Source organism: Streptomyces sp. TLI_55 (assembly GCF_900206255.1).
Classification (GTDB): domain Bacteria; phylum Actinomycetota; class Actinomycetes; order Streptomycetales; family Streptomycetaceae; genus Streptomyces; species Streptomyces aquilus.
The window spans coordinates 1,330,862-1,350,707 of sequence record NZ_OAOJ01000001.1; the positions used below are offsets into that span (position 1 = coordinate 1,330,862).

Consider the following 19,846-nt stretch of genomic DNA (forward strand, 5'->3'; position numbering starts at 1 on the left):
CCCCTGGTATCTCTCCGGGATGACCGAGTTTTCCCCGGACGCCACCGACTGGCGCATCCTCGACGTCCTCCAGCGGGAGGGCCGGGCCAGTTTCGCCGAGCTCGCGCGGGCCGTCTCCATGTCCCCGAGCGCGGTCACGGAACGGGTGCGCCGGCTGGAGGAGGCGGGCGTGATCCAGGGGTACGCGGCGGTCGTCGACCCGGACCGGCTGGGGCTGCCGATCCTGGCGTTCGTGCGGCTGCGGTATCCGAACGGCAACTACAAGCCGTTCCACGACCTGGTGGAGACGACGCCGGAGATCCTGGAGGCGCATCACGTCACGGGCGACGACTGCTTCGTCATCAAGGTCGCCGCGCGGTCGATGCGGCACCTGGAGGAGGTGTCCGGCAAGATCGGCTCGCTGGGCGCGGTGACGACGAGCGTCGTCTACTCCTCACCCCTGCCGCGCCGCCCGCTGGGCCGCTGAGCGCACCTTCAGAGTCGAGCCTGCTCTTCCCTTCACGACCTCCAACTGGGCGTGGATACGCCGTCTCAGGTCGGCGACATGGCTCACGATGCCGACGCTGCGGTCCCGTTCGCGCAGGGAGTCGAGCACGTCGAGGACCTCGTCGAGGGTCTGGTCGTCGAGACTGCCGAAGCCCTCGTCGATGAAGAGCGTGTCGAGCCGGACCCCGCCCGCCTCGTCGGTGACGACGTCCGCGAGGCCGAGGGCGAGGGCGAGCGAGGCGAAGAACGTCTCGCCGCCCGACAGCGTGGCCGTGTCCCGCTCCCGTCCGGTCCAGGCGTCCACGACGTGCAGCCCGAGCCCGCTGCGGCCGCGTCCGGCCCGGTCGTCGGAGTGGACGAGGGTGTAGCGGCCCGAGGACATCCGCAGCAGCCTGACGGTCGCGGCGGCGGCCACCTGTTCCAGGCGCGCGGCCAGCACGTACGACTCCAGGCGCATCTTGCGTTCGTTGTCCGCCGAGGTGCCCGCCGTGAGCGAGGCGAGGCGGGCGACCCGGTCGTACTCCTCGCGCAGCGGGGCGAGGCGGCGGACGGAGACGGCCGCGCGCGCGGAGAGCCGGTCGAGGTCGGCGCAGCGCCGGGCGGCGGCGTCGCGCGCGGACGCCGCGTCGCGGACCCGCTGGGCGGCGAGGGCGGCGGCCCGCTCGGCGGCGGCGAGGTCCGCGGGCGGCTGCTGGGCGGCGGCCGCGGTGTCGGGCTCGGCGAGGACGGCCCGTACGGCGGCCTCCTGCGCCTGCCAGTCGTCGAGCCGCCGCTGGAGGTCGCGGTGGGCCGCGTCGTCGAGGAGGGCATCCGCCGCGGCCTGCGGGGTGTCGAAGCCGGCCCGGAACGCGGCGTCGGCCAGCCGGGCGTCGGCGTCCTTGAGCCGCTGCGCGGTGTCCTCGGCGACGCGGACCGCGTCGGCGGCGTCGGTGAGCAGGGCGACCTGCCGTTCCAGCTGGTCGGCGCGCGCGGCGACACTGTCGAGGGCGCCGCGGGCCTGCGCCAACTCCTCCTCCAGCGCGGCCCGTTCACGGTCGAGGCGGTCCCGGTGCCCGACACGGGAGGCGGCTCGCACCGCGGCCTCCTGGCGTACGGCGGTACGCCGCTCATGCTCCTGCTCGGCGCGGCGCAGCTCCTCGTGCGCGGGGTGCAGCGCGGAGGCGGCGTGCCGGGCCTGCGCGTAGAGCAGCTCCAACTCCTCGGCGGCGTCGGCGAGTTGCTCGGTCGAGGCGTCACCGGCCTCCGCGGTGGCGGCGGCCAGTGCCTCGCGTACGACGCCCAGGCGCCGTTCCTGCTCGCTGTGCCGCTCCTCCGCCTGCTGGTAGGCGGCCAGCGCCCGCTCCTCCGCCTCCCGGTCGACATGCCCGGCGTCCTTGCGGGCCGGGGCCGGGTGCTCGGTCGCCCCGCAGACCGCGCAGGGCTCCCCGTCCGTCAGCTGGGCGGCGAGTTCGGCGGCGATGCCGGTCAGCCGCTGCTCCTTGACGTCCAGCCAGTGGGCCTTGAGCGCCAGCGCGTCCGCCTGGGCGAGGCGGACCTGTTCGGCGGCCGTGTCGGTGTCACCGGCCAGCTGGTCCCGCATCCGCGCCGCGCCCAGCCGCTTCTGCGCCGGCTCGCGCTGTACGCCGAGCTGCTCGGCCCGGGTCGCCGCCTCCTGGGCGGAGTCGATACGGGCCTGGAGCGCGGCGCGGACCGCCTCCCAGCCGGCGAGCCAGTCGTCCGCCTCGCGCAGCACGTCCTCGTCGGCACGCTCCTGCCGGTCCAGGCCGTCCCGCTCCGCGACCAGGTCGGCCAGCCGCTGCTCGGCACGGCGCGCCGACTCCAGCCCGCCCAGCTCCTCGGCGGCCCGGCGGGCGGCGGACGCGAGCCCGGCCGCGCCGGCGTCGGCGAAGGTGTCCGGCAGCAGGGCACGCGTGCGTGTCTGTGCCGCGTCCGCCCGGCGGTGCTCGGCGTCGGCGGCCTCCCTGAGCTCCAGCGCCGGCGCCACGGCCTCGGCCTTGCGGGCGCGTTCCATGCGCGCCAGCGCCTGCCGGTAGCCCTCGGACCGCTCCTCCATCAGCGCGGCCCGCTGCCGCGCCTCGGCGAACCGCTGTTGCAGCCGGGCCACTTCGCGTACGTCGGCCAGCGCGCGCTCGGCGGCGGCCTGCGCGGACTCGGCGGCCGTGAGCCGGCTGTGGGCGATGGTGAGCTGCTCGCGCGCGGTGCTGCGGGCGACGGCGGCGGCGCTCATGACGGCGTCGGCGAGACCGGGCTCCCCGGGAGCGGCGTCCGGCAGGGCCATCGCGTCGCCCGCCGCCTGCTGCATGCGGTGGGCGTCGGCGAGCAGCTCGGTGTCCCCGTCGCGGACCTGTGCCTCGGTGGCGCGGCGGCGCTCGGCGAGCCGCTTCTCGACCTCGGCGAAGCGGTGGGTGTCGAAGAGGCGGCCCAGCAGTCGGCCGCGCGCCTCGGCGTCCGCGCGCAGGAAGCGGGCGAAGTCGCCCTGGGGCAACAGCACGACCTGGCAGAACTGCTCGCGGCTCATGCCGAGCAGCTGGGTGATCTCCTCGCCGATCTCCTGGTGGGAGCGGCTGAGGTCCTTCCAGGAGCCGGTCCCGGCGTCGTACTCGCGCAGCCAGCTCTGGGCTTTGTCGACGGTGGTGCCCGAGCGGTTGCCCTTCTTGGGACGCTCCCAGGGCGGCTGGCGGGTGATCTCCAACCGGCGTCCGGCGACGGTCAGTTCGAGACGCACCTCGGTGCGGGTGCCGGGGGCGGCGTGGTCGCTGCGCAGGGTGAGGCCCTGGCCGGACTGGCGGGCGCCGGGGACGGAACCGTACAGCGCGTAGCAGACGGCGTCGAGGACGGAGGTCTTGCCCGCGCCGGTCGGTCCGTGGAGCAGGAAGAGTCCGGCGACGGACAGCTCGTCGAAGTCCACGGACTGGGCTCCGCCGAAGGGGCCGAACGCGGTGATGTCCAGTCGGTGCAGCCTCACCGCGCGACCTCCTTGACCGCCTCGTCCGCCCGCACCGCGTCGAACGCGTCCCGCAGCACGCCCTGTTCGTCCATGTCGGGTCCCGCACCCCGCACATGCGCCACGAAGTCCTCCGCGATCTCCTGGTCGCTGCGGCCCGCGAGCCGCTTGGCGTAGGACACCTCGGGGTCGTCCGGGGCGCGCTCGGGGTCGAAGACGAGGCTGAGGGTGTGCGGGAAGCGCTCGGTGAGGCGGGCCATGGGGTCGGCGGGGCGGACGGCGTCGGTGAGGGTGGCCTCGACCCACGCCTCCTCGTGCCGGGCGAGGCCGGGATCGGCGAGCAGTTCCTCCAGCGTCCCCCGCAGCCGGGCCAGCGCACGCGGCACCGGGCAGTCGACGCGCTCGGCGGTCACCGCGCCCTCGGCGTCGAGGTCGACGAGCCACATGGTCTTGCGGTGGTCGGCCTCGGAGAAGGAGTACGGCAGCGGGGAGCCGGAGTAGCGGACGCGTTCGGTGATGGTCTGGCAGCCGTGCAGATGCCCGAGCGCCGCGTAGTCGACGCCGTCGAAGACGCCGGACGGTACGGCGGCGACCCCGCCGACCGTGATGTCCCGTTCGCTGTCGCTGGCCTCGCCGCCCGTCACGAAGGCGTGCGCGAGGACGACGGAGCGGGTGCCACGCGCGCGGGTGGCGAGGTCGGCGCGGACGCGGTCCATGGCGGCGGCGAGCACGGCCTCGTGCCCGGGCTTCTCCACTCCGAACTCGTCCTTGACCAGGGCGGGTTCGAGATACGGCAGACCGTAGAAGGCCACGTCACCGAAGGCGTCCTGCAGCACCACCGGCGTCCCGCACGCCGCCGGCTCGGTCCGCAGATGGATGCCCGCGCGGTCGATGAGGCCGGCGCCCACGCCCAGTCGGCGGGCCGAGTCGTGGTTGCCGGAGATCATCACCGTCGGCACCCCTAGGTCGGCGAGCCGGTGCAGGGCGTCGTCGAACAGCTCGACCGCGGCCAGCGGCGGCACCGCGCGGTCGTACACGTCTCCCGACACGACCACCGCGTCCACCGCGTGCTCCCGCACGGTGCTGACGAGGTGACCGATGAACTCGGCCTGGGCCCCGAGCATGTTGACCCGGTGGAACGCGCGGCCGAGATGCCAGTCGGAAGTGTGCAGCAATCTCATGAAATCGCTCTGACCTGCACATTTACCCCCACTGCACCTCAAAAGCCAGCACGAACCAGCACGGGGCTCGCCGTTAACACCCGCCACGCTAACGCATGCCGCCCACCAGTCCGGTACCGCGAGCCGGGCGGCGGAAGGGCACGGTGGCGGAATCCCAGGAGTTCCTGGTCTCCTTCTACGACATGCACCAGGACGAGCGTTCCTACTTCTGGAAGGCCTGCAAGGTCACCAACGTGGGCGCGACGGAACTGGACGACGGCCTCCTCGGAGCTCTGGTGGCCTCGGAGGACGGGCTCACATGGGTGGATCCTGCTCGGCCACGGCCCTGAGGCTCGCCACCGTCCCCCGGACCGTCGGGTGACGGTACAGCTCCCGCAGCCGCAGCGACGGCAGGCCGCGGGCGCGCAGGGCGGCACCGATACGGACGGCGAACAGGGAGTTGCCGCCGAGCTCGAAGAAGTCGTCGTCCGGGCCCACGGGCATGCCCAGCACGTCGCTCCAGATCTCCGTCAGGCTTGCGGTGAGGTCATCGACGGCGGGTGCCTCCGGAGCCGTGTCACGCTTCGGCGGGCGTGCGGCGGCGGGTGCGGGGAGCTGGGCCGCATCGAGTTTGCCGTTGGCCGTCAGCGGGAGTGCGTCCAGCGCGGTGACGGTGGCGGGGAGCATGTACTCGGGCAGGATTCCGGCGGCCCGCTCGCGTACTCCGGCGGGGTCGCCGCCGGGCGTCAGGGTCACGTAGGCGTCGATCCTGGCCGTGGCGGCGCCCGCCGTCTCGTCGCGGCGGACCAGGACGGCCGCGGTGCGCACGTCGGGGTCCTCCAGCAGTACGGAGCGGATCTCGTCGAGCTCGATCCGGAAGCCGCGGATCTTCACCTGGCTGTCGATCCGCCCGAGGTGTTCGAGCCGCCCGTCGGGGCGCAGCCGTCCGAGGTCGCCACTGCGGTACATGGTGCTGCCGGTGCGCGGGTCCGGTACGAAGCGCTGTGCGGTCAGCTCCTTCTGGCCCAGGTAGCCGATCGCCACGCCGGCACCGCCGACGCATATCTCGCCCGCCACGCCCGGCGGCAGCAGCCGTCCGGCCGGGTCCACCACGTACAGGTGCCAGCCGGGCAGGGCTGCCCCGACGGAGCGGGTGGCGAGGAGCGCCAGTCTGCGGGTGAGGGTCTGCTCGGTGACATGGACGGTGGTCTCGGTGATGCCGAACATGTTCACCACCCGGCAGGACCGCTCGGGGTGCCGGTCGAACCAGGGCAGCAGCATCCGCGTGTCCAGCGGCTCACCGCCGAAGACGACGAGCCGGACGGACACGTCGGTGTGGTCGACGTCGAGGAGCTGGGCGAAGGCCGACGGGGTCTGGCTGAGCACGGTGACCTTCTCGGCGACGAGCAGGTCGCGGAAGAGGTCCGGTTCACGGGAGACGAAGTACGGCACCACGACCAGCCGCCCACCGGTCAGCAGGCAGCCCCAGATCTCCCACACGGAGAAGTCGAAGGCGCTGGAGTGGAACCAGGTCCACACGTCCGCCTCCGAGAGCCCGTACTCGTCGCGGGTCGCGTCGACCAGGGCGATCACGTTGCGGTGCGGTACGACGACGCCCTTGGGCCGGCCGGTGGAACCGGAGGTGTAGATGACGTAGGCGGCGTCGTCGGGCGAGGGGGGCGTCGGGCTCGTGTTCTCCTGTGGCCACGGCCACCCGGTGCCCGGCGCGTTCAGCAGTTCGTCCGGGGTCACCTGCACACAGTCCGCCACGGCCGGGAACCGAGGGAGCCGGGTGATCACCACGCCCAGACCCGCGTCCCGTGCCGTGCGCGCCAGCCGCTCCGCCGGGTAGGCGGGGTCGACGGGCACGTAGGTGGCGCCGGCCGTCAGCACGGCGAGCAGGGTGACGACAAGTTCGGCGGAACGTTCCAGACACACGCCCACCCGATCGCCTGCGCCCACTCCGCGTGCGCGCAGGCCGGACGCCAACCGGGCTGCCCGCTCGTCGAGTTCGCGGTAGGTCAGGCCGGTGCCGCCGTCGGTCACGGCGATGCGGTCCGGCGCCGCCGCCACGATCCGGGCGAGCGCCGCGGGCAGGCTCACCGGGCTGGTGGTCAGCGCGCGGGGCGGGCGGCCGAGCGCCGCCGTGCGGGCACGCTCCGCCTCGTCGAGGAGCTCGACGTCGTCCGGCGGGGTCTGCGGGCGGTGCAGGACCTGCTGGTGTACGTGCACGAGGTGCCGTACGAACTGGGCGGCGATCTCCGCGGAGAAGTGACTGCTCAGGTGGTCGCAGCGCAGCCGCGGACCGCCCGAGTCCCGGAGGATCGAGACGGTGAGCGGGAACGGGGGCGCGAGGCAGGGTACGTACTCGGTCTCGCCCTCTGCGGGCAGTTCGGTGGCCTCGAAGAGCAGACCTGTCAGCGCAGGGCCGGTCGTGGAGGAGGGCTTCGACTCGCCGAGCGTGGCGGCCGGTTCGACGGTGAAGCTGCCCCGGTCGGTGCCGATGACCGGCGGGGTGTCGGGATCGTAGCGGCGCAGGGTGACGGCGAGTGCCGTGAGCCAGCTTGCCTCGTCGCCGCCATGGTCCAGGGCGAGGACATGGGGGGTGGTGGGGCGGTCGTCGCGGAGCCCCCAGGCGGGCGCGGGCGCGGCGGGGGATGTCTCGGGAGCCGGGGGTGCGTCGTTCGGCGCCACGGGATGCCCGGCTGCCAGCCGGTTGAGGGCTGTGCGGTCCCAGCGCCCGCGCGGGGCGACGACGATCAGGTCACAGAGGCCGTCGGCGTAGCGCAGGAGGACGGTGCGCGGATCGCGGGCGGGCCGGGCGAGTTCGGTGTCGCGTCGGCGCTCTGCAAGGGGGTCCGTCGCTGGTACGGAGATGTCCTCGATCCACAGCCCCGGCCGGGAGGCGGGGTCCGGTGAGTGGCCGGGCCGGACGCGCAGCGCATGGCAGTGGGTCGCGTGGAGGAGGGGGTCGGACAGCAGCGCGGACACGGGCCGTACTCCTTGTTGTTCTCGTGGTTTCCGTTGGCCGGGACGGGGGTCTCAGCGGATGCTGAACCCGCCGTCCACGGTCAGGACCGACCCGGTGATCTGCCGGGACTCGTCCGAGGCGAGGAAGACGATCGCGGCGGCGACGTCCTCGGGTTCGATCAGCGCGTTCATGGGCTGTGCCTCGACGAAGGTCTTCTCATGCTCGTGGACGGGCACCTCCAGCGCCCTGGCGATCTCGGCGAGCATCCTGCCCTCGGCCCGCGCGTCGTCGCGAACGGACCCCGGGCAGACCGCGTTCACGCGCACCTTCGTCGGCGCGAAGTCGAGCGCGGCGGCTTTGGTGAGGCCGACGACGGCGTGCTTGGCGGCGACGTAGCCGGCGAAATGGCGGTAGCCGACGAGTCCGGCGGTGGAGGCGACGTTGACGATGCTGCCGGCGCGCCGGACGCTCATCGCCCCGCCGACCTCGCGGATCACCCGCCAGGCGCCGGAGAGGTCCACGTCGATCATCAGGGACCACTCGTCCTCGTCGATCTCGTGCACCGGTTTGCCGGAGGGGGCGGCGATGCCCGCGTTGTTGACGGCGACGTCGATCCGGCCGAACCGGTCCTCGGCGCGGGTCACTGCCTGCCGTATGCCGTGGGTGTCGCGGATGTCGGCAACCGCGGTGAGGACGGCGGCGCCGGCGTCGCGGCACAGCGCGGCGGTGTGCTCCAACTGCCCCGGGGTGCCCAGCGGGTAGGGCACGCCCGGTAGGTCGGCACAGATGTCCAGCAGGGTGAGGTCGGCACCCTCGGCCGCACAGGCGACCGCGGCCGCTCTGCCGAGTCCGCGGGCGGCGCCGGTGACGAGGACCGACTTGCCGTGCAGACGCATCGGGTACTCCCTTGAGGTCGTGAAGGGGCGAGGGGGTGGGGCGGGCGGCTAGGCCAGTTTCGAGGCGATCAGGCGGACCAGGGCGGGCGCCGACTCGGTCAGATACATGTGTCCGCCGGGGACCTCCACGTGCTCGAAGTCGCAGCCGGACGCCTTGTTCCAGGACGCGGCCTCGTCGTGGGTGACCAGCGTGTCGTCCTCGCCGCGGATGACCGTGAGGGGCGCGTCCAGCGGAAGGGGGGTGCTCGGTACGTAGGTCTCGTGCATCTCGACGTCGGCGCGCAGGGTGGGCAGGAGCATCTCGCGCATCTCCGGGTCGTCGAGGGCGGGGTGGCTGTAGCCCGCGAACTCGCCGACGCGGGCGAGGAAATCGTCGTCGGACAGACCGGTGGCCCGCTGTTCACGGCCCTGGCCGGGGTGCGGCGAGCCGCTGACGAACACTCGGACGAGCTCGATGCCGGGCTCGTCCGCCAGGCGGTGCGCGAGTTCGTAGGCGAGCACGGCGCCGAGGCTGTGCCCGAACAGTGCCACCTTGTGGTCGCCGCTGCCGAGCCGTTCCCGCAGCTGGGGAAGGAGTGCGTCGGCGGCCTTGTGCACGTCCCGGTAGGGCTCCTCGTCGATCAGCCTTTCCCGGCCCGGCAGTTGGAGCGGCACGATCTCCAGTGCGTTCCCGGCCACGTCGGCCCAGGGGCGGTAGACCGAGGCGCCCGCTCCGGCATACGGAAGGCACACCAGCTTGGTCGCGTCCCCCATTGCCTTGATCAGGCTGTGGGGACGCATGTCGGTCCAGTGCTCGTTGACGTAGTCCACGCAGGACTGACGGCTCGCACGACCGTGGACGACGGTCCAGCCGGCGGGGACCTCGGCGAAGGCGGGCCACAGGGAGTGCTGGCCCTCGTCGTTCACCAGGACCAGGTGCTCGATGCTGTCGTCGTCGAAGGGGTTGGTGGTCATGACGGTTCTTTCTGTGGTGGGCGGTTGCGGCCGAGGTGTGCGGCGCGTTCGGGCTACTTCCGGAGCCGGCTGTCCAGCACCGGGCCGATGCGGTCCAGTGACGTGGGCCGGGTCATCTCTCCGTGTGTGCAGGGGATGTCGTGGTTGTCGACCCGGCCTTCGATGTACGGCTGCCAGGAGCGGTGTCGGCCCGGCACCGCGTCCGGGTCCTGTGCGGCGGTGAAGAAGAGCAGGTCACCGCGGTAGGGCCCGGGGGCGAACTCGCCCAGCAGACGGCGGTTGTCGGCCGTCACGTCGACCAGGGCCGCAAGTTCGGCGTCGTCGAGGCTGCCGGGCATGTCGGGTACGCGGCGCACCAGCTCCGCGAACCGGCTGTCGGTCAGCGGTTCCGTGTCGTCCTCGGGCACCTGCCGGCCGAGGATGGTGAGGAGGCTGCGCAGCAGCGCCGGGCGGTCCGACAGGGCGGGGGCCTGTCGGATCCAGGCCCCGGGGAAGGAGTCGAGCAGCGCGAGGAGTGCGACCTGTTCCCCGGCCTCCTGGAGGCCGACGGCGACGTCGTAGGCGACGAGGCCGCCCATGGAGTAGCCGAGGAGGTGGTAGGGGCCGTGCGGCTGTATGTCGCGGATGAGGGCGGTGTGCTCGGCGACCGCCTCGGCCAGGCTGCCGGCCCTGTCCTGGCCCGGGATCAGGCCACGCGACTGCAGGCCGTACAGCGGGCGGCCGGCGTCGATGTGGCGGGCCAGACCGGCGAAGCCCCAGGACAGGCCGGAGGCCGGAGGAAGGCAGAACAGGGGTTCGTGCTCGCCTCGGGTGCGCAGCGGGAGCAAGGGTCCCACGGGGGCCGTACCCGAGCCGCCGGAGTGGCGGGGCCCTGCGGGGCGGGCCGGCTCGGCGGGGTGGTCGGCTTCGGCCCCATGTCGGGCCAGTGCCGCCACGGTCGGTGTGTGGAAGAGGGCGCGCAGGGGCAGTTCCACGCCGAGTTCGGCTCGGATCCGTGCGGTCAGTCGGGGGGCCAGCAGGGAGTGGCCGCCGAGGTCGAGGAAGCTGTCGTGGACGCCGATCCGGTCGGGGGCGAGGCCGAGGACCTCGGCGAAGATTCCGCGGAGGGTCTCCTCCCGCTCGGTACGGGGGGCCGTCTTCGCGGCGAGCGGTGCGTCGGGTGCGGGCAGCGCCTTGCGGTCCAGCTTGCCGCTGGCGGTGTGCGGGAGCGTTTCGAGAACGACGAAGGACGAGGGGATCATGTGGGCGGGGAGGGTGCGGGCGAGATAGTCGCGAAGGCCATCGGCATCGGCTCCCGATGCCACCCCCTCGGCCGGTACGACGTAGGCGACCAGCTGCTTTTCGCCCCGCTGGTCCTCCCTCACCGTGGCCGCCGCCTCGGCGACGGCCGGGTGTGCGGCGAGTACGGCTTCGATCTCGCCCAGTTCGATCCGGAAGCCGCGGAGCTTCACCTGCTGGTCCGCCCGCCCCAGGAAACGCAGTTGCCCGTCGGAGCCGCGCACCGCCAGGTCGCCCGTGCGGTACATGCGCTCCCCGGGTCCACCGAAGGGGTCGGCGACGAACCTCTCGGCCGTCAGCCCCTGCCTGCCGAGGTAGCCGCGGGCGGGGCCGCCGCCCGCCACGTACACCTCGCCGACGGCCCCGTCGGGTACGGGATGCAGCGCATGGTCGAGGAGGTGGACGAGGTTGCGGGCGAGGGGGCGGCCGATGGGTGGCGCGGTCTTGTCGTACGGGTCAGCGTCGGACTGCCAGGCGGTGGCGTAGATGGTCGCCTCGGTGGGCCCGTAGAAGTTGACGAGCCGTGCCCCGGGGAAGGCGGTCTCGATGCCGGCCCGGAGCTGTTCGGGGATCGGTTCGCCGCCAAGAGCCACCGTGTGAGGTGTAACGGGAGGCCGCTCGGCGAGCACGCTGGCCATGACCGTGGGTACGCCGCTGATGAGACCGACGTCCCGTGGAGTGCGATCGGTGAGTGCGAGGAGGTTCTCGACGATCTCGATACGGCCGCCGCACAGCAACGGCGAGAAGATCTCGAACACCGACACGTCGAAGTTGAGCGAGGTCGAGAACAGCACCTTGGCCAGCCGCTCGGGACCGAACTCCGCATGGGTCCACTCGACGAACTCGACGGCATTGCGGTGCGTGGCCAGAACACCCTTGGGGCGGCCGGTGGAGCCGGAGGTGTAGGTGATGTAGGCGAGATGGTCCCGCGTCAAACTCCTTGAACAAGAGCGAGTTTGACGATGTGTCACCTCACTTCCGGGGTTGAGCAGCGGTGTGCCCTGCGGCAGCACCCCGGCCGTCTCCTCGGTGGCGAGGACGACGACCGGGCAGGCGTCGGCGACGATGTACGCCAGGCGGTCGGCCGGGTAGGCCGGGTCGAGCGGCAGATAGGCGGCACCGGACTTCAGTACGGCCAGTACGGCGACGACCAGTTCCGCCGTGCGGGGCAGCGCTATGCCCACGACCCGCTCCGGGCCGGCTCCGAGGGCGGTCAGGCGACCGGCCAACTGCTCGGCCCGGGCATCGAGTTCGCGGTAGGTGAGACGGGTGCCGCGATCCAGGACGGCTTCGGCGTTCGGGGTGGCCGCGACCTGGGCCGACCAGAGGTCGGTCAGGGTGCGGGTCGAGGGCGGCGTGGACAGGGTTCGCCGCGGGAGTTCCTGAGGCGCCAGGAGCCCCAGACGGCCCTGCGGGAGTTCCGGGTCGGCCGCCATGGCTTCGAGGACGCGCACCAGGCGGGCGAGCGTGGCGTCGGCCCAGTCGGCGTCGAAGAGTCCCGGGTGGTAGGCCAGCCGGAACCGGGGCCGGGGGCCGGGAAGCGCCACGAGGGTCACGGGGTAGTGCGTGGCGTCGCGACCGCTGGAGCCGACGAGGCAAAGCCCGCCGCCGTCGTTGTCGGGTCGGTTGCCTGCCGCCTCCGGATCCACCGGATAGTTCTCGAAGACGACGAGGCTGTCGAAGAGCTCCGCGACGCCCACGGCCCGCTGGATGTCGGCCAGGCCGAGATGGTGGTGGTCGAGAACGCGCACGTAGCCGTCCTGGACCTGGCGGAGCAGGGCGGCCAGGCTCTCCTCGGGCCGCAGCCGGACCCGCGTCGGGATGGTGTTGATGAACAGGCCGACCATCGACTCGACGCCGGAGAGTTCCGGCGGCCGCCCGGAGACGGTGGCGCCGAAGACGACGTCGTCGCGGCCGGTCAGGCGGCCGAGCAGGATCGCCCAGGCGCTCTGGACGAGGGTGTTCACGGTCACGCCGAGGCTCCGGGCGCATGCCGTGAGGGCGGCTCCGCTCTCCGCCGACAGCTCGGTCCGGGCCTGTGCGGGCTCGGTGACGCCCGGCACGGTGGCCGGGGCCAGTCGGGTCGGTTCCGTCACGTCGGCCAGCGCATCCCGCCAGGCGGCCTCGGCGACGTTGCGGTCCCTGCGGTTCAGCCACTCCAGGAAGGTGCGGTACGGCGGGGCGGGCGCGAGCGCGGCCGGGTCGCCGTCGGCTGCGTACAGGGCGAGCAGTTCCCGTAGGAGCACGGAGACCGACCAGCCGTCGAGCAGGATGTGGTGGTGGGTGACGAGCAGCCGGTGGCGGATCTCGCCGGTACGGACCAGGGCGCAGCGAAGGAGTGGAGGGGTGGCGGGGTCGAAGCCGAGGGCCCGGTCCTCGTCGAGCAGTTCGGTCCACGCCTTCTCGGTGTCGATGCTTGGACCGGTCAGATCGGCTTCCGTCCACGGCAGCGTCGCCCGGTGTGGGACGACCTGCACCGGCTGACCGCCACGACGCCGCCGGAAGGCCGCCCGCAGGTTGGGGTGGCGGTCCAGCAGTGCCTGAGCGGCCGCGCGCAGGCGTTCGGCGTCCACCGGGCCTTCGAGTTCGAAGACCAGCTGTACGACGTACACGTCGAGGGCGTCCCGTTCGTGCTCGTACAGGGCATGGAAGAGCAGGCCCTCCTGGAGCGGGGTCAGGGGCAGTACGTCGACCGGCCCGGGCTGCGTCATTTCGCCTCGTCTCGCTGTGTTCTGGCTCTGCTGGAGCTGCTGGGTCGTCTTGGGAGCTCGGCTGGGCAGTAAGCGCCCCGCAGGGGCGTGGGGCTGTGTCCGTATGCGGCCCGCCACGATGGCGTCGCAGCAGACGAACGGCCCATCCGCGGAGCACTCAGTCGAGGCCCGCTGTCAGCTCGTCCAACTCGTCCCGGGACAGACCCGCGACCGACAGACCGGCCCCGTCGCCGGCCCGGGACACGAGTGCGGTGAGCGCCGTGAACCAGGCCTCCGCCAGCCCCCGTGCCTCGGGTTCGGTCAGCACGCCCTCGGGCCACGCCCAGTCGGCCACCAGCCGCGGTCCGGTGGCCGTGTCGTGGACGACCGCGTTGATGTCGAGGGCGTGGACGGCGGCGAGGCCGGGGTCGCAGCCGGTGCCGAGTGCCGACGACTCGGGGGCGAAGGCCCATGGCTCCGTGCCGGTGGTGCCGGGGCCGTTGAACCGGCCGAGGTAGTTGAAGCCGATCGCCGGTGTGGTCGCCTTGGCCAACTCGGGTGCCGTGTCGGGGTTGAGATGGCGCAGCAGGCCGTGTCCCACGCCGTGGTCGGGCAGTTCGCCCAGCCGCTCCGCGACCCGGCCGGCTGCGAGGTCGGCGGCGGGTCCGCCGCGCAGGGCGTCGGCCACGTCCACGCCCTGCAGATCCAGATGGACCGGAAAGAGGGAGGTGAACCAGCCGACGGTGCCTGACGGTTCGAGCCCGGGTGTCAGCTCCTCGCGGCCGTGCCCCTCGACGTCTAGGACGACGTGCGGGGACCCCTGCCGGTCGGCGACGGCCAGCGCGAGGCCGGTGAGCAGGACGTCCTGGACACCGAGGCGGAAGGCGGCCGGGACGCTGGTCAGCAGCGGTCCCGTGGTCCCGGGCGGCAGGGTGAGCCGCAGCGAGCGCGTGGTGGCGACGGTGTCCCGGTCGGGGTCGAGCGGGCGCCGGCCGAGCGGGGTGCGCGGGGCGTCGGCGATACGGCGCCACAGCTCGGCCTCGGCGACTCGCGACGGAGTGCGCGCCTGCTCGCCCAGCGTCAGGGACCAGCGGCGGAACGACATGCCCACGGGCGGCAGTTGAGGGCGGCGCCCAGCGGTGATGGCGTCCCAGGCGGCTTTCAGATCGGGTACGAGGATGCGCCAGGACACGCCATCGACCGCCAGGTGATGGACGACCAGCAGCAGCCGCCCCGCCCGGTCCGGTCCGGCGTCGAACCACACGACCCGGACCATCGCCCCGGCCATCGGATCGAGCAGTGTCACAGCCCGCTCGAACTCCTCGGCCACACACGTGCGGAGCCCGTCCGAGCCGGATACGTCGGAGACATCCCGCCGGTCGAGCAGGTCCGCGGCGAGGATGCAGCCGACCGGGCCGACGTCGAGCTCCGGAGTCGGGGTGAGCCGGGAGCGCAGCATGTCGTGGTGGTCGAGCACCGCCTGCAGGGCATCGGTCAGCTGCGGCAGACCGGCGTCCGCCGGGACCGTCAGCAGGACGGACTGACTGAACCTCCCGATGGGGCCGCCGCGTTCGAGCAGCCATCGCATGATGGGGGTGAGCGGGACCGGGCCCACTCCGTCGGCAGCGTGGACGCCGGCCGAGCCGTCGACGCCACCGCCGACCGGCCCACGGGCCACCGCCGCCAGTTCCTTCACCGTCTGGTGCTTGAAGACGTCCCGGGCGCTGATCACGACTCCGGCCTCGGCTGCCCGGCTCACCAGCCGGATCGAGGTGATGCTGTCACCGCCGAGGGCGAAGAAGTCCTCGTCGAGCGGGACTTCGGGCAGCTTGAGCAGCTCGCCGAAGAGCCCGGCGAGGATGCGCTCGGCCGCGGTCGCCGGTTCCTGTCCCCCACCGGCGCCGGGCGCGGCCGGTGCGTCTCGGACGTCCACGGAGGCCGTGTTCGCGCGACCGCGCCGCTGCCATTCGTCGTCCTCCGGGAGATCCACGTCCTCCACGCACAGGTCGGGATAGGCGGCGACGGCGGCCAGGAAGCGGACGAGCCGCCGTGTGAACAGTTGGACCGTGGCCGGGTCGAACAGGTCGGTGCTGTACTCGACGATGCCGTCGATACCGGCCGGGGTGCCGTCGTCGTGGCGGCGCTCGCTGAGGTAGAGACAGAGGTCGAAGCGGGCCGCTCCGGTCTCGACGGGCTCGCGTACCACGCCCAGGCCGGGCAGGGACAGCGGGACGTCCGAGGTATGAGCGGTGAAGGCCAGCATCACCTGGAACAGCGGATGGCGGGCGAGGGTTCGCTGCGGGCTGAGGGCATCCACGAGGAGATCGAACGGCACGTCCTGGTGGGCGTAGGCGGCGAGGTCGAAGTCCCGGACACGGGCCAGGAGTTCACGGAAGGTGGGGTTGCCCGAGGTGTCGGTGCGCAGCGTGAGGCTGTTGACGAAGAAGCCGACCAGGTCGTCCAGCCTGGAGTCGGCGCGTCCGGCGACCGGCGTGCCCATGGTGATGTCGGTGCCGGAACCGACCCCGGTCAGCGTCGCGGCGAGGCCCGCCTGGAGCACCATGAACAGGGTGACCCGGGAGGCGGAGGCGAGGTCGGCGAGTGCCGCGTGCACCTCCGCGTCGAGGGTGAGTTCGGCGCGGTCGCCGTGTCCGCTGGGCTCGGGGGGCCTGGGACGGTCGGTGGGGAGCGGCAGCTCCTCGGGGGCGCCCGCCAACGCCTCGCGCCAGAAAGCGGTCTGACGTTCCAGCAGGCTGGGTGCGCCGTCCGTCGACGCGCCGAGCAGGTCGCGCTGCCAGTGGGCGAAGTCGGCGTACTGGACGGGCAGGGGCCGCCACTGCGGGGCACGTCCGCAGGTCCGGGCGACGTACGCGGTCTCCAGGTCGCGCATCAAGGGCGCCATGGACCAGCCGTCGACGGCGATGTGGTGGGCGAGCAGCAGCAGGACGTGCGTGTCGTCGCCGAGGGTGAACAGGGTCGCGCGCAGCGGGGTTTCGGCGGAGAGGTCGAAGCGGTACCCGGCGGCTTCGGTGAGCAGCGCGGGCAGTTCCGCCTCGGTGACCGGTACGAGGGTGAGGTCCGGGCGTCCCGCCTCCGGGTCCAGGATCCGCTGGTAGGGGATGCCCTGGAAGTCGGGGTGGAGGGTGCGCAGCGGTTCGTGGCGGGTCACGACGTCGGCGATCGCCGCCTGAAGCGCCTCGCGGTCGAGGGGGCCGGTGAGGCGCAGGGCCCAGGGGACGGTGTAGGTGTTGCTGCCGTCGAGGCGGCTCAGGAACCACAGTCGCTGCTGGGCGTACGACAGCGGAATCGGAGCGTGCCCGCGTTCCCGCGCCGTGAGTTCGGGACGCCGGGCGCCGCCCTCGCCTTCGCCGATCCGCACGGCCAGTCCGGCGGGAGTCGCCGCCTCGAACACCGCCCGCACGGGCAGCGCGCTGCCCAGTACGCCCCTGATGCGGTCCGTGAGTCGCATGGCGAGCAGGGAGTCGCCGCCGAGGTCGAAGAAGCCGTCGTCCGCACCGACCCGGCGCGGGTCCAGGCCGAGGACGTCGGCGAAGAGCCCGCACAGGATCTCCTCCTGCGGGGTGCGCGGGGTGCGGCCGCGGCTCGACACGGAGGGTGCCGGAAGGGCGGCGCGGTCCAGCTTCCCGTTGGCGGTCAGTGGCAGCCGGTCGAGGACGACCACGGCTGAGGGGACCATGTGATCCGGCAGCATCCGCGCCGCGTGGCGGCGCAGGGCGTCCGCGTCGAGGTCTCCTCCGACGGCGTAGCCCACCAGCCGTCCGTCCCTGACGAAGACGATCGCCTGCGCCACGTCGGGGTGGTCCGCGAGTGCCGCCTCCACCTCGCCGAGTTCGATGCGGAAGCCCCGGATCTTGACCTGGTCGTCCGCGCGGCCCTGGTACTCCAGCTCCCCGTCGGCCGACTGCCGCACCAAGTCGCCCGTGCGGTACATGCGTTCACCGGCAGCCGCGAACGGGTCGGCCACGAAGCGCCCCGCCGTCAGCCCCGGCCGCCCCAGATAGCCGCGCGCCAGGCCCGCACCCGCCACGTACAGTTCGCCTGTCGCACCCGGCGGGACCAGCCGCAGGCCCGCGTCCAGGACGTATGCGCGCAGGTCGGGGATGGTCTGCCCGATGCCACTGGCCTGCGGCCGGTCGCCCGCCGCGGCCTCGGTCAGCGGCAGGCCCGTGACATGGACCGTCGTCTCGGTGATGCCGTACATGTTGACCAGCACGGGCGCGTCCTGCGGGTGCCGGGTGTACCACTCGGCGACCCGCGTGAAGTCGAGCGCCTCACCACCGAAGACCACGTACCGCAGGGCCAGTTCGCGACCGACGTCCGGCAGGGCGGCGTCCGCGCGCAGGAGTTCACCGAAGGCGGAGGGCGTCTGGTTCAGCACGGTGACGCGCTCGCGTGCCAGCAGCCGCAGGAACTCCTCCGGGTCACGGCTCACCGCGTGCGGGACGACCACGAGCGTGCCGCCGTGCAGCAGCGCGCCCCACAGTTCCCACACCGAGAAGTCGAACGCATAGGAGTGGAACAGCGTCCACACGTCGTCCGGGCCGAAGTCGAACCAGTGCCGGGTGGCCGAGAAGAGCCGTACGACGTTGCGGTGCGGGACCGCGACGCCCTTGGGGCGGCCGGTCGAGCCCGAGGTGTAGATGACGTAGGCGAGGTGGTCGCCGGTCAGGCACGGCGCCTCGGGCGCCGTGGCGGGATACGCCGACGACTCGTCCGGGGTGACCACGGGGATCTCGCACAGGGGCAGGCCCGCTGCCACGTCGGGCACCGTGAGCAACAGCACCGGATCGGCGTCGGCCAGCATGAACTCCAGCCGGTCCGCAGGGTACTCCGGGTCCATCGGCAGGTATGCGGCGCCGGTCTTCAGGACCGCCAGCACGGCCACCACCAGCTCCGGCGAACGCGGCAGCGCGAGAGCCACCAGGCGTTCCGGGGCCGCCCCACGGGCCGCCAGCAGGTGCGCCAGGCGGTTGGCCCGCGCGTCCAGTTCGGCATAGGTGAGGCGGGTGCCCTCGTGCAGCACGGCCGTGGCGTCGGGGGTACGGGCCGCCTGGTCCGCGAACAGCTCGGGCAGGGTCGCCGAGGACGGCGCGGCAGGGCCGGCAGCCCCGCCCAGCAGCCGCTGCCGCTCCCCCGGCAGCAGGACCTCGACCTCGCGCACGCGCCGCGCCGGACCGGCCACGAAGGCCTCCAGTACGGCGGCGAACCGGTCCAGGAGCTGCCGGGCGCCGGTCTCGTCGTACAGGTCGGGCCGGTAGGACAGACGCAGCGCGAGGCGGCGGGCGGGCAGGACGGCGAGGGTGAGCGGGTAGTGGGTGGCGTCGCGGCCGGTGAGCTGGGTGACCTTGGAGGCCCCGGAGCCGTTCGTGGCCGGGTGGTTCTCGAAGGCCAGCAGGGTGTCGAAGAGTTCCCCGCTGCTGCCTGCGGAGCGCCGGATGTCGGCGAGTCCGAGGTGCTGGTGCGGGAGCAGGGCCGCCTGCCGTTGGTGGAGCGCGGTGAGGAGGTCCATGACCCTGCCGTCCTCGTCCCAACGGACGCGGGTGGGAACGGTGTTGATGCAGAAGCCCACCATGGAGGCGATGTTGGGCAGTTCGGGCGGGCGCACGGTCACCGTCTGGCCGAAGACGATGTCGGTGCGACCGGTCAGGCGGCCCAGGAGTACACCCCAGGCGCCCTGGACGAGCGTGTTGAGGGTGATGCCGAGGGAGCGCGCGGTGGTCTCGGCGGCGCCGGTCAGCTGCTCGGGGAGTTCGACGACGAGTTCGCGGGGCGGCACGGCGGTGGTGGCGCCGGTTGCGCCCGGCGCGAGCAGGGTGGGCTCGCCCGCATCCGACAGGGCGTCGCGCCAGGCGGTCTCGGCGGCGGTGCGGTCCTGCCGTTCCAGCCAGGCGAGGTAGTCGCGGTAGGCGGGCGCCGGCTTCAGGGCGGTGGGGTGCTCGCCCGCGTGCAGGGCGGTGAACTCGCGTACCAGCAGCTGCTTCGACCAGCCGTCCAGCAGGATGTGGTGATTGGTGACGAGCAGGCGGTAGCGGTCCGTGGACCACTTGACCAGCAGGTAACGCAGGAGCGGGGGCTTGGCGAGGTCGAAGCGGCGGGTGCGTTCCTCGTCCAGCAGCCGTGCCCACTCCTTGTCGCGCTCGCTCTCCCCGAGTGCCGTCAAGTCGGCCTCCTGCCAGGGGAGTTCGACGTCCGTGGGCACGATCTGCAGGGGTCGTCCGGCCTCCCTGCGGCGGAAGCAGGCGCGCAGGTTGGGGTGCCGGTCGAGCAGGGCCTGTCCGGCGGCGCGCACGGCGGCGGGGTCGACGGGGCCCTCCAGCTCAAGGATCTGCTGGGTCGCGTAGAGGTCGGGGGACTGCTCGTCGTCGTACAGGGCGTGGAAGAGCAGACCCTCCTGCAACGGCGACAGCGGCAGGATGTCGGCGATTCCGGAACCGGACCGAGTCACC

General features: G+C 73.0%; 9 protein-coding genes and 1 pseudogene. 2 read left to right on the top strand and 8 right to left on the bottom strand.

All coding sequences use genetic code 11. The annotated features are described in order from the left end of the window. Positions 1 to 19 precede the first annotated feature (19 nt). Positions 20 to 466 (top strand): Lrp/AsnC family transcriptional regulator, encoded by a 447-nt coding sequence (locus CRP56_RS06290; protein WP_097261102.1) that lies wholly within the window; start codon positions 20 to 22, stop codon positions 464 to 466. Here CRP56_RS06290 and CRP56_RS06295 read toward each other — a convergent pair. Together CRP56_RS06295 and CRP56_RS06300 are read right to left on the bottom strand one after the other, a co-directional pair. Beyond that, on the bottom strand, positions 434 to 3,451 hold the full coding sequence (locus CRP56_RS06295; protein ID WP_097261104.1) for an AAA family ATPase: 3,018 nt from the start codon (positions 3,449 to 3,451) through the stop codon (positions 434 to 436). The genes CRP56_RS06290 and CRP56_RS06295 overlap by 33 nt on opposite strands. Next, entirely contained in the window at positions 3,448 to 4,611 is a 1,164-nt protein-coding gene (locus tag CRP56_RS06300; protein WP_097261106.1) for an exonuclease SbcCD subunit D, read from the bottom strand. Before CRP56_RS06300 ends, CRP56_RS06295 begins: the two co-directional genes overlap by 4 nt. Positions 4,612 to 4,754: 143 nt before the next feature. On the opposite strand from CRP56_RS06300, the gene CRP56_RS48250 reads away from it, so the two are divergent. Continuing rightward, positions 4,755 to 4,940 (top strand): hypothetical protein, encoded by a 186-nt coding sequence (locus CRP56_RS48250; RefSeq protein ID WP_097261108.1) that lies wholly within the window; start codon positions 4,755 to 4,757, stop codon positions 4,938 to 4,940. On the opposite strand, the gene CRP56_RS06310 is transcribed toward CRP56_RS48250, so the two are convergent. The 6 genes and pseudogenes from CRP56_RS06310 to CRP56_RS06330 form a co-directional block, all read right to left on the bottom strand. After that, on the bottom strand, positions 4,906 to 7,581 hold the full coding sequence (locus tag CRP56_RS06310; RefSeq protein ID WP_257040018.1) for a non-ribosomal peptide synthetase: 2,676 nt from the start codon (positions 7,579 to 7,581) through the stop codon (positions 4,906 to 4,908). The two genes, CRP56_RS48250 and CRP56_RS06310, sit on opposite strands and share 35 nt — an antisense overlap. Before the next feature lie 51 nt (positions 7,582 to 7,632). After that, complete coding sequence (locus tag CRP56_RS06315; protein ID WP_097261110.1) at positions 7,633 to 8,457, bottom strand: SDR family oxidoreductase; 825 nt, start codon at positions 8,455 to 8,457, stop codon at positions 7,633 to 7,635. Between the two features lie 48 nt (positions 8,458 to 8,505). After that, positions 8,506 to 9,210: a thioesterase II family protein gene (locus CRP56_RS06320; protein ID WP_179851294.1), complete on the bottom strand. Its 705-nt coding sequence runs from the start codon at positions 9,208 to 9,210 to the stop codon at positions 8,506 to 8,508. Positions 9,211 to 9,261: 51 nt separating this feature from the next. Beyond that, positions 9,262 to 9,411: pseudogene (locus CRP56_RS47480) on the bottom strand (MbtH family protein); the annotation flags it as partial. A gap of 53 nt (positions 9,412 to 9,464) precedes the next feature. Continuing rightward, positions 9,465 to 13,400 carry a non-ribosomal peptide synthetase gene (locus CRP56_RS06325; RefSeq protein ID WP_097261114.1) on the bottom strand — a complete coding sequence of 1,312 codons (3,936 nt, stop codon included), beginning with the start codon at positions 13,398 to 13,400 and terminating at the stop codon, positions 9,465 to 9,467. 157 nt (positions 13,401 to 13,557) lie between these two features. Beyond that, complete coding sequence (locus CRP56_RS06330) at positions 13,558 to 19,845, bottom strand: non-ribosomal peptide synthetase (protein WP_097261117.1); 6,288 nt, start codon at positions 19,843 to 19,845, stop codon at positions 13,558 to 13,560. Position 19,846 lies beyond the last annotated feature (1 nt).

Excerpts from the sequence above, each read along its gene's own strand:
- CRP56_RS06300 (WP_097261106.1), bottom strand. The coding sequence starts at position 4,611 with ATGAGATTGCTGCACACTTCCGACTGGCATCTCGGCCGCGCGTTCCAC.
- CRP56_RS06325 (WP_097261114.1), bottom strand. The coding sequence starts at position 13,400 with ATGACGCAGCCCGGGCCGGTCGACGTACTGCCCCTGACCCCGCTCCAG.
- CRP56_RS06320 (WP_179851294.1), bottom strand. The coding sequence starts at position 9,210 with ATGGGGGACGCGACCAAGCTGGTGTGCCTTCCGTATGCCGGAGCGGGC.
- CRP56_RS06315 (WP_097261110.1), bottom strand. The coding sequence starts at position 8,457 with ATGCGTCTGCACGGCAAGTCGGTCCTCGTCACCGGCGCCGCCCGCGGA.
- CRP56_RS06290 (WP_097261102.1), top strand. The coding sequence starts at position 20 with ATGACCGAGTTTTCCCCGGACGCCACCGACTGGCGCATCCTCGACGTC.